Annotated in this window: 6 protein-coding genes; 1 reads left to right on the forward strand and 5 read right to left on the reverse strand. The window is 43.8% G+C overall.

The window, feature by feature from the left end; genetic code table 11:
* Both D0T87_RS06960 and D0T87_RS06965 read right to left on the reverse strand, forming a co-directional pair.
* Entirely contained in the window at positions 1 to 1770 is a 1770-nt protein-coding gene (locus tag D0T87_RS06960) for a RagB/SusD family nutrient uptake outer membrane protein (protein WP_163174172.1), read from the reverse strand.
* Positions 1771 to 1791: 21 nt separating this feature from the next.
* Positions 1792 to 4938, reverse strand: a complete 3147-nt coding sequence (locus D0T87_RS06965; RefSeq protein WP_163174173.1) for a TonB-dependent receptor — start codon at positions 4936 to 4938, stop codon at positions 1792 to 1794.
* A gap of 294 nt (positions 4939 to 5232) precedes the next feature.
* Here D0T87_RS06965 and D0T87_RS06970 point away from each other — a divergent pair, with 294 nt between their 5' ends.
* Positions 5233 to 9294, forward strand: coding sequence for a two-component regulator propeller domain-containing protein (locus D0T87_RS06970; protein WP_163174175.1), 4062 nt, complete (start codon positions 5233 to 5235; stop codon positions 9292 to 9294).
* A 475-nt stretch (positions 9295 to 9769) separates the two neighbouring features.
* On the opposite strand, the gene D0T87_RS06975 is transcribed toward D0T87_RS06970, so the two are convergent.
* The 3 genes from D0T87_RS06975 to D0T87_RS06985 form a co-directional block, all read right to left on the reverse strand.
* On the reverse strand, positions 9770 to 11002 hold the full coding sequence (locus D0T87_RS06975; RefSeq protein WP_163174177.1) for an anaerobic sulfatase-maturation protein: 1233 nt from the start codon (positions 11000 to 11002) through the stop codon (positions 9770 to 9772).
* A gap of 27 nt (positions 11003 to 11029) precedes the next feature.
* Entirely contained in the window at positions 11030 to 12448 is a 1419-nt protein-coding gene (locus tag D0T87_RS06980) for a sulfatase (protein WP_163174179.1), read from the reverse strand.
* Between the two features lie 107 nt (positions 12449 to 12555).
* Positions 12556 to 15225, reverse strand: coding sequence for a TonB-dependent receptor (locus D0T87_RS06985; RefSeq protein WP_163174181.1), 2670 nt, complete (start codon positions 15223 to 15225; stop codon positions 12556 to 12558).
* Between the last annotated feature and the right edge of the window lie 253 nt (positions 15226 to 15478).

The following is a 15478-nucleotide window of genomic DNA, read 5'->3' on the forward strand; positions in this document are numbered from 1 at the left end:
TTACCACCCCGGATTCTGGTTCTGGAACGTGAGGTTAGGATTATTATCTATTTCTGTTTTAGGAATAGGGAATAAACGGAACTTATTGCGTTCACCCTGAAATTCGCATATATTCTTCAAACCGACCCAGATAGATCCGTAATTGGGGTTCCAACGGTCATTATTCTCATTGTAGGTTGGTATTTTACGTGGGAATTTCGTTTCGTTAGCCAGCTCGGAGAAACGGTAATCAAACATTGTTTGCTTGCCACTTGCTGCCGGAGCGGGCATACGTACTAAATCGAACCAGCGTATACCTTCGCCAACGAATTCCAGTCCCTTTTCTTTGAGAACAGCCAGGCGGAACGCGTCTTTATCGGGCACCTTACTTGCATCCAGATCAACAGGAAGTACGCGGGGCGTTTCGCCTCCGGCTTTCCGTGCCCGTATTCTCAGCTCATTGAATGCTGCAAGGGCTTCAGCAGTAGGACCATGTAGCTCATTGATGGCTTCCGCTTTGATCATATAGATTTCGGACATACGGGTAATGATCAGGTCATTTCCGTGGTTACGGCTGTCTTTTCCGTTCGGGTCAACATATTTAGCCAGGTAAGGTTGCGGTTTTGTCGCTCTGTTGGCTGCAACAACACCTGTCGGTCTTTTCAACGGGAAAGAGAAAATCTGTTTACCATTGTTTGTGTTCAACCAACGGGTAAAGAATGATTTTTCCAGACGGTAATCCATATCGCCTTCACCTTTCGAATAATCGGCATCTCCAAAGTATTCATAATAGAAAAATGGTTGCACCAGAATTGTATTTCCACCTTTTCCACCATTGGTACCTCCGGTATTACCGGTCACGTTAAACATGTTTTCCGGCAGAAAGCGTAATGCGAATTCTGAACCTGCAGCCGCCTGCGCACTCTTATTCGGATCGGACGCAAACTGAATCGAGAAAATGATTTCTCCGGTGTTGTTTTGCTTTTCTACGTCAAACAGGTCTTCGTATTTAGTAATCAATGAATATTCTCCGGAAAGGATTACTGCATCACACCAGTCAATCGCATCCTGATAATACGTGGAGGAAGTCAAAACCGTTAGTTTTTCATTATCAATGTAATTCCCGAACGTCAGCGAAGCATTCGCCAGTATAGCCTGTGCTGCCCCTTTCGTTGCCCGTCCGTTTTCGTTTGCTGTAAGTGCCGATTGCAATGGTAATACCTTTTCGGCTGCCTCCAGATCTTTAAAGATCTGGGTATAAATCTCCGCAACTGAAGCTCGTGGCAGATAGAAATCGCTGTCATACGCCACTACGTCCAACCGGAGGGGCACACCACCAAAGAAACGTACCAGATAGTAATAAGCAAAGCCTCTCAGGAACTGCGCTTCGGCAAGTATCCGATAAGATAGGTCGGTTTGCTCGGGCAGACCATTGATCTTACTTTCAATGATGTTTGCCTGTCTGATCACCCGGTACATTGAATCCCAGAATTGGTGCGTATCTACGGAACTGTATGTTTTCTGTCCAAAGTTCGTAAATTCGGCAGTACCCGTATTGGTCGACGTAAAATCATCTGCACAAAGCATCATCATCATGATCCCTCCCCAGAGTTTAAAGGCAGCCGGATCGTTGAACTCTCCATATGTTCCTTCCAGTAAGTCTACAAGGTCTTTGTCGGTACCAAGTGCATCAACAGGCAGTGTATCATATAGCTTCTCGTCGAGGCTGCATGACGAAGCCGCGAAGACGATTGCAAGTGAAATTAATAAATGGTTGATATATTTTTTCATAATCATCTACTTTTGGGGTTATTAAAAAGTTACTTCAACACCGAATGAATACATTCTTGGCGAGGGCAGCGTACCGAAATCTACTCCGGGCTGCATATTCTTATCGCCAAACGCATTAATTGCAGGATCATAACCGGAATAGTCAGTAATGGTAAACAGGTTGGAGCCTGTTGCAAATAATCTCAGACTGGATATTGGAATGGATTTAGGCAGCTTGAAATCATACCCGATGGTAAGCGTATTCATTCTGAAATACGAAGCATCTTCCACCATGAAGTCCGGGAAACGTTTACCCATTACGGTTGATTCGTTGCTTGGACGTGGGTATACGTTGTTACCCGTACCTTCTCCACACCAGCGGTTATCATACGCATCTTTGAAGATATTGGTGCTTGTCTTTGCATTCATAGAGCCCATAGGCCACATGTTGAAGTTGATCAGTTCGTTGCCATGGCTTCCCACGAAATTGGCCGATACCGTTAGTTTCCGATAGCGGAAATTTAAATTGAACCCGTATGTGAAGTCAGGATAAGGATTACCAATGGTCGTGATGTCTTCTTCGGAAATTCTACCGTCATTGTTGGAATCTATATAGATAATATCGCCCGGAAGCGCGTTGGGTTGTATTTTAGTTGTATTTCCACTAGCGTCCGTATATGTATACTGGTCTATCTGTTCCTGGTTCTGGAAGATACCGTTCGTTTTGTATCCAATGAAAGCACCTACCACACCACCTACTTTTGCCATATGCAACGGTTGTGAGAAGGCAAAACCTCCGTGGTTACAAAAGTTGCCTCCATACACTACATCTGTGCTGCCTAAAGAAAGAATTTTGTTATGGCTGAAAGATATATTCGCCCCAAAAGACAATGACATCTTCCGGGTGTTGATCGGACGGTATTTCAAATCAATGTCTACGCCACGGTTCAGGATTTCTCCGTCGTTCGTCTGATAAGATGTATAAGAAGCCGATCCGGGAAGTTGCTTATTCAATAACAGGTCGGTGGTATTTTTCTGGTAATACTCGGCGCTTAATTCCACTTTCTGACGGAACAATCCTAAATCGAAACCAATGTTAATCTGGCGCGTTTTCTCCCAGGTCAGTGTCGGCTTATCAAAACTGTTCACCACATATTTGGTATAAATATTCTGATTGAATACTACGTCATTTGTACCCAATTGGGCTTGTGATGCTCCGATTCCGACATTATCATTTCCGGAGATACCCCAGCTTGCTCTTAATTTCAGGGCTGAGATTACCTTCTGGGTACTGGCCATGAATTTTTCCTCATGTACGTTCCATGCCACACCTACCGACGGGAAGAATGTCCATTTATGTCCCGGTGCCAAACGACTCGAACCGTCATAACGGGCAGCCAGGTTCAATACATAGCGTCCATCGTATGAGTAAACCACGCGTCCTAAATAAGAAGCTAGCGCTCTTTCTTTGTAGAACGTATTGTTTTTGCCGGGGAAGTTGGCATTTCCCTGTGCGTAATATCCGAGACGGTCATCCAGGAAGCCGGTACTTTTCTGGCTGGTACCTTCGTTGTTCCATTCTTGCCACGAATATCCACCCACGGCGCTAACGCTGTGAACCTGCTTGAATGTTTTGTTGAAATTCAACATATAATCCATTACATAGTTGAAGTTCTGGTTGTCCGCCCGTGTAGCCGAACCGTCATTGAGTTGTCCCTGATACGTCTGGCGAGTCCAATATTGATTTCGTAACGTATTCACATCGTTGATACCCCCTTTAACCGAAAAGTCAAGTCCGGGCAGGATGTTATATTTCAGGGAGATATTCATAATGGTAGTTTTGATCTTCGTCTTATCGAATAGTTGTTCCCGCAAAACTACCGGATTGTTGTTCAGCGAACTTTCGTCCGACAATTCACCGCTCTCATCAAAAGGGGCATACAATGGACGGAAAGCCAGAGCCGATAGTACTACCGAAGTCGAAAGATTACCCTGTGAGTTGGCTTGTGGAATCTGGTTCTTTTCGCTGACGTTGTAGGTAGAACGCCACGAGAAAGATAGTCTGTCCGTAACCTTACGGTCGAAGTTCAGACGGAAACCGTAGCGTTGGAAGTTGGAATTCTTCACGATACCATTGTTATCCGTAAAACTACCCGAGAAATAGTAATGGTTGTCTTTGGTTCCTCCCGACAGAGATACCTGATGCTCTTGTGAGAAAGATGTATCATACGTCAGATCCTGCCAGTTGGTATTCGGAAGCAACGCTGCTTCTGCCGCTACATCTTCGCGGGTTTTGTCAAATGCCGTTCCATTAATTTGAGCCTGTATGGAGTCGGCTTCAAACATAAAGTCCATATACTCGGCTGTTGAGGCCACCTTTAATTTCTTAGGCAGTTCCCTGACATCACCACGGAAGGAATATTTTACGATACTTTTTCCTTCCTTTCCCGATTTGGTCTCGATTAACACTACACCATTCGCGCCACGCGAACCGAAGATAGCGGTAGAAGAAGCATCTTTCAATACCTGGATCGATTCAATATCGGAAGGATTGATGTTGGCAAGCGGGTCTGTTGCCGGTTTCTGTGTCATCCATTCGGAGGTAGATCCGCCTGTAGAGCTGAAATCCGATTCGATAGGCTGTCCGTCAATAACATACAATGGTTGGTTGGAGCCAGTAATGGAACTTGCCCCACGTATGTTAAAGGTAATTCCCGAGCCGGGTTCTCCGGTATTCTGTATGATATTCACGCCGGACACTTTTCCCTGTAATGCTTCACCGATAGACACGGCAGGCATTTCGAGTGTATTATCCGTTTTTACCACACTTACCGCACCCGTTAAATCGCTCTTTTTCACTGCGCCGTAGCCTACCACCACGAGTTCATCCAGCGCTACACTTTCCTGAGCCAGCATAACGTTGATCACCGTCCGGTTACCTACTTTCTCTTCTACACCTTTCATTCCCATAAAAGAAAAGACGATAATGTCTTCAGGTTTCAGGTTGTTAAGTTGATAGGCACCATTCATATCGGATACTGTTCCGTTGGATGTTCCTTTCACTGCTACCGCCACACCCGGAAGAGGATCGTTCAAGTCGTCGGTAACTATACCTTTTACTGTGTAAGTCTGCGACCATAATGGCATAGAGATAATCGCCATTAATGCTAATAGAAGGGTTTTTCTCATGTGCTTTCGTTTTTAGTTAAATTAATGAGTTAACGGTGCAAATATATAAGGGAAGGTGTGTTCATCACCTGCAAAATGGTTCCGGATAGGGGTACGTATGTTCATCTGTAATGGGGGTGGAAATGGTTAAGTGTTTTTCTTTAGTACAATCGTTTATAAAAGTAACACGTATGTTTAAAATATGCGCTACGGAGGCGTTAAAATACCGCATTCTTTCTTAATATATTGATCGGCCTGCTTTTTTTTATTTATTTTGTATGTGCCTTGTTATACTAAATCTAATACTGTAAGCGCATGTCTAAAGGTAGAATCTTCCTCTTTACCCTTTTTGCTTTCTTCATGTTTCTACAAGGAGCCGCAAAGGTGGATCGTAGTATCCGGTTTTCTCATCTCACCAATGATCACGGATTGCCCGGTAATGCTGTTTATTCCATTTGCCAGGATCATAAAGGATTTATATGGATTGCCACGAAAGGCGGTTTGTGTAAGTACGATGGCAAACAGGTTACGGTATATGAAACAGAGATGGAGCCGGGGAAGCACATTTCCGGAGGCCAGATTCGTTATGTATATGAAGACCGGCAGCAAAGGCTTTGGGTGGTTACACGCAGGGCGGTAAACATATACGATAGAGACAAGGATATGTTCAGGTTTGTGGGCGATGAAGAATTATCTGTGTTCCGGCAGATGGTTTGCCAGAATCAGGATGGCACAGTTTATATTGCAGGGTCTAAGCTACTGACTTACAACGAAGATAAGAAAGAACTCGAACTTTACTATCGCAATGAGGGCGAAACCGTAGGTGGAACAATCAGTTCACTTACGCATGACCAGTCGGGACAATTGTGGATGGGAAAGGTGTTCACCGGACTCATGTGTTTACTCCCGGATAAAGGTACCATCGAGCATTACAGGCATAACCCGCAGAATAAAAATTCACTGATCTCTGATAAAATAAGAGTACTCTTTACCGACCGGAAGGATAATATCTGGGTTGGTACGGAAGATAAAGGGGTGTGTTATTATGACCGGCAGACCGGCCAGTTTATGCGGGTGGAAGGGTTTCCTTCTGTTTGTGTACGCGCTTTTGCCGAAGATACGGATGGAAACTTGTGGATAGGTTCAGAAGATGGACTCTACATTTACTATCCGGATACGGGTAAGCTGACAAGCCATAGACAGAATTATAATGATAAATCTTCCCTGAGTGATAATGCCATTTATACCATTTTCCGCGACAGGGAAGGCAATATGCTGGTGGGCACCTACTTTGGGGGAATCAATATTTATTCCAGTTCTTTCAAACAGTTTTATTATTATGACTATGGCTACTCGGACGAGTTTCTTTCCGGTAAAGCGGTGCGCCAGATTACAGGAAATGGCGATGGTAACCTGTGGATTGCTACCGAAGACGGTGGCTTGAATTATTACGATCATGCCCGCGAGAAGTTTGTTCATTTTAAGTCCGAGAAGGGAGTAAACAGCATATCTTACCACAATGTACACTCTTTATTGCTCGATTCCCGCGATAATCTATGGATAGGTACGTATCTGGGCGGACTGAATAAATATGATTTAAAGACCCGAAAGTTTACCCATTATACTACCGCCGAATATCCTAACCTGATTGTCAACAATATATTCTCCCTTCTTGAAGATCGGGACGGCCAGATCTGGATTGGGACTACTTCGGGGCTTACCATTTTCAATCCCACTACCGGACGCTTCCGGAAGTTCCAGCCGGACATTATCGGCAATAAAGCTGTCGATCATTTGTTCGAAGACTCGGATGGCGATATCTGGATTGCTACCCGTACCCACAGCGTGTTTTGCTATGATAAATCAACGGAGAAGTTGCAGAACCACTCGTATCATCCTTCCGGCAACCGGATACCGGACAATTATATCAACTATATCTATGAAGATTCGGCTAAGAATATTTGGCTGGGTACGCATGAAGACGGTTTATGCCGGTATAATAAGAAAGAGAATGCGTTCAGGGTTTTCACCAAAGAAGACGGTTTGCCTTCCAATACTATTTTCGGTATGGTTGAGAGTACGCCTGGTGAACTATGGATCAGTACCAATAACGGGTTGAGTTGTTTAAATACGCGCGACTATACGTTTTCCAATTACTCCGTCAGTGAGGGGTTGCCTAATAAGCAGTTCAATTATAATTCGGTGTATAAAGAAAAGGATGGCATGCTTTATTTTGGAACAATCAACGGTATGATTGGGTTCTATCCTGAGCAAATTCATTCCGATCAGAATGTGGCAAAGGTGGAACTTACCAGCTTTAATATTATGGGCAAGTCGGTCAATCCGAACGATCCGGATTCTCCTTTATCAAGGAATATTGAAGAGGTGGATGAGATTGTGTTAAGGTATGATCAGGCTAAGTCCTTTTCTTTCGATTTCACGGTGCCTACCATCAATCATCCCAACAGTACGTTCTATGCACTCCGGTTTGCTTCGGACAAAGATTGGAGTTATATCGGTGCGCAAAACCATGTGACGTATGCCAATCTGCCTTATGGCGAGTACACGCTTCATATCAAAGCGGCCTTCAATAATAAATGGACAGGAAGCGAACCGGTGCGAACCATTAAGATTCAGATCAAACCTCCGTTCTGGAAATCTACGGTGGCTTATTTCATTTATGTGCTTCTGGCGGTAGGTATTTTGTTCCTCCTTTATCTGTTTATGAAAAAGCGACAGATGGAGAAAAACCTGATCTTATCCGAACGCCTTGAAAAGGAAAAGATAAGGGAAATCAATACCTTGAAACTGAGTTTCTTTACCAAGATTTCTCATGAATTGCGAACTCCGTTGAGTCTGATTCTGCTTCCGTTGCAATCATTGTTGGACAAAAAAGCGTTTAAGCCCGAAATCCAACCCAAGATGAAGATGGTGGCCGATAATGCCCGGCGCATGAATAACCTGATTGAAGAACTAATGTTGTTCACCAAGATAGAAACCCGGCAGGAGAAGATTCGCGTAAAGAAAGGGCAGTTACTCGATTTTATTCAAAGCATTGGCGAACGCTTTGGTACATTGGCCGAAGAGAAGGGACTGGATTATGAAATTGATATCCGGGAAACGGAAGAAGATGTTTGGTTTGCCCCCGTGAAGGTAGAGAAGATAGTATATAACCTCTTGTCGAATGCTTTCAAGTATACCAACCAGGGCAAAATCACTTTGCATGCTCATTACGAAAAAGATGAAGCGTTTACCTGGCTGAACCTGATTGTTTCGGATACGGGTATGGGTATATCTCCCGAAGAGAAAGATAAGATTTTCGATAATTATTATCAGGTAAACGACTTTATAAAAAGCAAAAAAACAGGGTTTGGTATCGGCCTGGCGCTTGTTCGCGAATTGGTGATGCTTCACAAAGGAAGCATTGAGATAAACAGTGAGCTGAATAAAGGAAGTGACTTTATGATCAGGCTCAATGTATCTCCCGAAGCTTTTGCCGATGATGAAATATCCGATAAAGATGCGGATGAGCAATTTATGGAAGATTACAAGTACATTGCTGTGGAAAAGGAAGTTGAACGATCAGAAACGGAGAACAGCATTTCGAATGAAATCTCCAATAAGCAATATAAATTACTGCTGGTGGAAGATAATGTGGAGCTGCTGAATGCATACGAAGAACTTTTTAAGGATACGTATACCATCCTGACCGCTATCAACGGAAATGAGGGATATGCAATGGCTCAGAAGTTCCAGCCCGATCTGATCATTAGCGATGTGATGATGCCCGAAATGAACGGATATGAATTGTCGCGCAAAATCAAGTCGCGGATTGAAACATCCCATATTCCTCTGATCTTGCTGACTGCTAAAACCGGCGATGAGGCGCAACTGGAAGGGCTTAAATGCGGAGCCGACCTTTATGTGGAAAAACCGTTCCATCCGGCTATTATCATGAAACAGATATCGAATCTGATTTCGACAAAGGAGAATCTGAAGAAGCTGTATGTGGCAAACAAGATAGAAGTGGCGGATATTAAAACGAATGAACGGGATAAAAAACTGATTGAAAGTATTGAACGGTTTATTATCCAGAATCTCGATAACGATGCTCTTTCATTGAATGATATCCTCAAAGAGATCGGTATAGGAAGAACACTGCTGCATTTAAAACTAAAAAATATCGTGGGACTTTCTACGACGGAGTTTATCAATAATGTACGGTTGAAGGAATCATTGAAATTTCTGAAAGAAGGGAAGAATATATCGGAAGCGGCGTATGCGTCAGGATTCTCTTCGCCGAATTATTATTCCCGTTGTTTCAAGAAGTTCTTTGGTATGTCGCCTAATGAATATATGACCAAAGGATCAAAATGATGATTAAAACTGAGTACAAGCAATTAAAACCGGATGGAAGTGAATATCTTACCGCCCACTGTAGAGACGCACGGTGTGCGTCTGGGGCAATGATATCACGAATAAGACGCACGCCGTGCGTCTCTACAGAAGAATGAAAAATCTTTCTTTTTATTTAACATCAATATATTCATAGATATATTGATAGTATATATTAAATAATGAAAAAACGGCTCATGAGATATCTGTTAGGCCGTTTTTGCGTTTGCCGCAAACATCAACCTGCGTTTGCGGCAAACGCGATGTTGTCTTTGCTGCAAACGCAGGTTGATGTTTGCGGCAAACGCAAAGTGGTGTTTCGTAGGGATAAATGCAATGGTAAGCAATCTACACACTATGGAACTCATTTACATCATAACCATTCAGAAACACTCACTCCCCCCCAAAAAGAATAACTATTATAATGCTCTACCATATCACAAATAACAGAAAATCGTTATCCTTTTCTTGCCCAATACATAACATTGGCCGGTGAACGCTTGAAACGCAACTCATTGGCCATGAATTCCATATAAGGCAGAGAATGGGCAAAGAAAGAACGATAACCTTCGCACAAGTAGTTCAACCCCTCATTTCCATATGCATCGGTTATGATGCGATTCTTTGGACATTCGCCGTTGCACAACCGTTGAAACTTACATTCAATGCATTGCCTGGGGAGTTTGTCGAATTTATCATTTCCAAAGCGTTGCTGCTTCTCAGAAAGCATCATTTCAATAAAAGTATTAGAGAAAAGATTGCCTAACTTATACTCCGGAAACACAAAATGATCACAAGCATAGACATCGCCGTTGAACTCCATAGCCGAAGCATGTCCGCAGGTCTTTCCAAAGATGCACGTGCCCGGCATCTCACCCACATAATTGGCTAAGGTGGCATCAAATAATTGTATAAAATACTGTCCCACATCATTTCGCACCCACTCATCAAAAATACGAATGTAGAATTGGCCGAACGCTTTAGCACCAACTGTCCATTGGACGAGCGTAGCATCGTCCGATCTGTGGGGTGGAGTTAGTTGCAACCCATCACTTCTGGAATGGCTGATCCTTTCAACAATCGGCGAGAACTGTATATAATGCGCTCCGATCTCCTTGAAAAAGTGATAGACATCCAACGGGAATTGTACATTATAATCGTTGATGACGGAAAGAATATTAAAATCAACCTGGTACTTTTGTAAAAGTTCGACACCCCGCATTACATCCTTGAAAGTACCCTTTCCACCTCTGTTCTTTCGATATACATCATGGCAATGTTCCGGTCCGTCAAGAGAGATACCAACCAGAAAATTATTGTCTTTGAAGAAGCGGCACCACTCATCATTCAGGAGAACACCATTGGTTTGCAGTGTATTGACAATATTTCGTCCGCGTCCATATTTTCTTTGAAGAAGGAGAACCTTGCGATAAAAAGGAATTCCTGCCAGAAGAGTTTCTCCTCCATGCCATGCAAACATGACCTCGGGTATGGGTTGGGAATGTATATAGTATTCAATATATCGTTCGAGTAATGCATCGCTCATTTGCGTGTGTTTCCGCCCCGGATATAGTTTCTCTTTTTCCAGATAATAGCAGTAAGAGCAACTCAGGTTACAGAATGCTCCTACCGGCTTTGCCATCACATAAAGAGGCTTGGATAAAGGGTTAAATAAGATGGTTTTGCTCATCAACGTGGTCTTATGAATGAGTCGTTTTTACTCTTGGGATTGTTTGGCACTTTTGTGTTTGCCCCACATATGCTCAAAGGCATCCATTTCCGTTGACTGTCCTTTATCTCCTTGCTGTTTCATCCATTTCTTAAGTTTCTGTTGAAGAGATTTCTTTATCGCAGCATATTGTGGGTCCTGTGCCAGGTTATGCATTTCGAACGGATCGTTTATGATATCGTAAAGTTCTTCGGCCGGACGCTCCTGATAGGCGGTTACCCGTTCACGGGCAAACTCTTCCTGTTTGGCTTTCTTCTGCCATGAAGCCCAAACGAGGTCCTTTTTACGGGTGGAGTGGCATGAGAATTCCATCTCTGGTGTAAGATTTAGGATATACCGGTATTGTGCGTCCCGAACCGAACGAATGCCATAATGATCCGGCCCCGCCATTATTCCCCGGCTGGTTTGAATAGAGTAAGTATATTCTTTAAACTTCTCTTTCCCTTGCGTAATCACAGGCAGGAAGCTTTTCCCGTCTACCTCTTTCGGAATTTTACCCCCAATCATATCCATAATGGTTGGTGTCACATCCACATATTCGCACATGGCGTTGGTTTCCGTACCGGCTTTTACTACTCCATTCCAGCGGATGATGAATCCGGTTTGCAATCCGGCACTGTAGCAGGTCCATTTCGCAAACGGGAAGGAATGCCCCTGTTCGCTGGTAAAGATAAATATAGTATTATCTTTTAAACCATACTTCTCAATCAGCCGGTCAATTTTGCCCACGTCCGAATCTAATTGATTGATCTCGGCCAGATACTTAACATATTCCTCACGGGTTTCTTCTGTGTCCACCAGGGTAGGAGGCAGGCTGAGCTTTTTAGCATCGAATAGCGAACGATCGCCTCTGGTCCACGGTGAATGCGGGTCATTGGAAGCCAGATACAGGAAGAAAGGCGTTTGTGAAGATGATGCATCTGCAAGGAACGATTCTATCAATTCGGGATTAATGTCTTTCAGTTTCTTCTCTTCCTTACCATCCAGATATTCGAATGGGAAGGAAGAGAGCGGATTGAAATGTCGCTTTCCTTGTTGTGCCACCCGGTAGCCATTCTCTTTCAGGTAGTGAGGCAATGTTTTTACTCCTTCATTAATAAATGTATGATTAGGATAAGCACCCGAACGCACCGGATACTGCCCTGTGAGCAAACAATGACGCGTAGGCGAACTCATGGCTGTGGCCTGAAAGAAGTTATTGAATTTTAATCCTTCTGTTGCCAGGCGGTCAATGTTGGGTGTAATAGCATCCGGGCTACCGTAGCAACCCAGATCGAGCATCCGGCAATCGTCTGCAATAACAAGTACCACATTGGGGCGCTGAGGCGTTTGTGCTCCGGCAGCGGAACATAAAGCAGTTAGTGCCAGGGAAGGAAAAAGGATCTTTTTAGTATGTAATGATCTCATGGTTTTATCATTTAGTTAGATTCAATACGCAAACATACAAATTTACCGGACGGGAGATAAGAAGAAATGTTCTTTTTAGCCGCATTATTGTTCACCAAAGTGTGGCGTTAATGCAATGACACCACTACGTGAAACATAAAATAACTTCCCAGTACATTATAATCTACATCCCGCATGGCTGTGGACGTAATGGTGCGGATTACGGATGTTTCCTGTCTCAGTATATCATAAACTTTAAATCGCAGAAGGAGCTGTTTTTCTTTGAAGAACGACCGGGAGAGTTGCAGGTTCCAGATCAAACTGTTTTTGGCATTCCCTGTATATCCGTATCCCGTGCGCAGGTGATAGGAGAAGTCGCTGAATGCTTCAAGGTTCCAAGGCAAGTATCCTTGCAGGTCTGTTCCCGTCACAAGGTCACACGTCCGGGTGTGCGTATCGCGAACATTGTTTAAAGAGTAATTGTAAATGGCATCGGCACGCGCGGCAATTTCCATGTATTTGGAACGATATGTCAGTTTTAGCCGTTCACGACCCATAAAGTGGCGGACGATGCTTTTCTGTGGATCTTCTTTGTTGATCGTTGTAAAGCCGTTGGTTTTATTATACCGAAGATTGGTGTAGGTTTGGAAAATCCAGTTCCGGTTTCTGAATGGCGTATTCAAAGAAAAAGAACTCTGTAGTCGCCAGTTGCCGTTTACATTGACGGGCGTGGTAACCCGGTTGCCGGTTTCACTGTCATACGTCACCTGGTTGGTTACGCTGTTGATGGTGTTCTCCGCCACGATTTGCAGGATGATGTTCCGCTGGTGTTTGATGTTATATGAATTGTAATTCAGGTTGAATGAATTGATATAAGAGGGTTTCAACTCCGGGTTACCGATGCGGATGTTCAATGGGTTGGTCATGTCGGCTATCGGTTGGAGGTCGCGTATATTGGGCTGGCGGCTTTTTCCGCGGTAGATAATTTGTAAGTTTGATCGTTTGGAGAATTTGTATTTGAAGTTGAGCGTAGGCGAGAAGTTTAGTACGTTCTTGGTCATGCTGTGCTTTTCAATGCCTTCTACCGTTGTCCGGCTGACTGATTTCTGTGGTTCGAGGTCGATGCCGATCGTATAGTTATATTTCTTTTTTACACTCCGCAGTCCGATGTTGAACAAGTGGTTGCTATATTGATTCTTAAACAAGTTGCTGTTGAGTGTATCGGGGTCTTCCTCAAACCCACCTGTATCTTCATTCCAGTTGTATGCCCGGCGGTCCGAAGTTGCTGTCCGGTATTGATAGCTATAACGGAATTGCAGAAAATGCGCTTTCGGTAGCGGTTCGGCATAGACCAGCTGTAAACGGTAATTGGCTCCATCGCCTGTATTATCTATTTTTTGATTGATCAGCCGTTCGTTTCCCGATTTGAAGTATCGGGTAGTAGAATAGTTCAACCGGTCGGCAGAGGAATTGTTGATACCATAGTCCAGCCGGAGCGCGATGTTGCGGCCTTTTTTGCTGAATTTGCGGTTGACCTGAAGGATGAAATTCGTATTGAACAACGAGTTATCATTCCGGTTGTCGGACTCTTTTTCATTGACAGCAACATCATCTGTCCAGCTTTTCTGATATCCCGTACTGTGCCGGTTGGAAGAGGAATAGCGCATCGTAGGACGGAATACGAGGTTGGTAACCGGGTCTATCTTCCATTCCAGATAGGCATTGGCTACGAGATTTTCCGCTTTGTTTCTTCCGTTGTTCGTGCCTTCTGTGATAGATTTTTCTTGTTTCAGGAAGTTGTCTACTATTGTTTTGTTTGCTGTCGCGTTGTCGGTATTTCCATATTGTATGTTGGTGCGCATCTTTACCCGCGACCAGTCTTTGCTGAGGTTCATGCCTAGGGAGCGCGAGATGGTGATTCCTTGTCGGTTAAGGGTGTTCCCGCTGGCATTGGAGGATTCTCTTTGTATCTCCGCAAAGCCCTGATTGTTGGTGTTGTTCAGGTTGCCGATGGCTGTAAATTGTAGGTCGTCCCTGAAATGGTTGAGCGTATTAGCCACTTCATATCGGCTTTTGTTTCCTATGCCGCCAAAGAAGTTTTCCACCCAATTGTTTTTCATGTTCTTTTTTACAGATAAGTCGAGTACCATCTCGTTTTCACCATCATCGACTCCGGTAAGGCGTTCCAGATCGGATTGGCGTTCGTAGGCTTTTATCCTTTCTACCATTTCTACTGGTAGGTTTTTCAGTACAGTTTTGGGATTGTCGGCAAAATATTCTTTTCCATCTACTAATATTTTTTTGACTTCTTTTCCCTGGATAAGTATGCGTCCGTCGTAGGTTATTTCGCTGCCGGGTAATTGTTTTACCAACTCTTCGAGCATAGAGCCGCTTGGGGTGCGGTAGGCCGAGGAGTTGTATACGGTGGTGTCGTTTTCGGTAATGGCCATGACGGCATTGGCTGTGATGACTGTTTCGTCTAACGTAATGCCATCCGGTGCGAGGAGGATTTCGCCCAGATCGAGGTTTTTACCGGAGGGTTTCACTGCCTGGTTTATGGGTGCATAGCCTATAAAGGAGATTTGCAGGAGGTATGTTTTGGTGTTATGTTGAGGGAGTGAAAGAGCAAACCGCCCGTCTGCCTGTGTGGCTGTACCACTGATAAATGTACTATCTGGTAAGGCAAGAAGTTGCACTGATGCAAAAGGAATGGCTTCTTTGGTTTCGCTATCTACTATTCTTCCGTTGAGTCTGTTGCTTTGAGACTGTGCTATCGCTACGGAACTTATAATAAACATCAGTATACTGAGGGTTATTCTGGACAGGTGATATGTGGATTTAGTTTTTTCCAAAATGAGGGTTGTCTATGACAGGCATTTTATTGGGGATTCCGTTTAGTTTATTGGGTGTTCCGTTTAGTAAGTGTACGAAGTTAAAGTTTATATGGATATATGACATGGTTGAACAGGAAAAGTTTAAAGATGTGGTCTATTTGTAAGGCAAAAAGTGTTTATGTGGAGTTAATGGAGTTAGTGCAGTTACAGTTAATAC

The organism is Bacteroides sp. 51 (genome assembly GCF_010500965.1).
Lineage (GTDB): Bacteria > Bacteroidota > Bacteroidia > Bacteroidales > Bacteroidaceae > Bacteroides.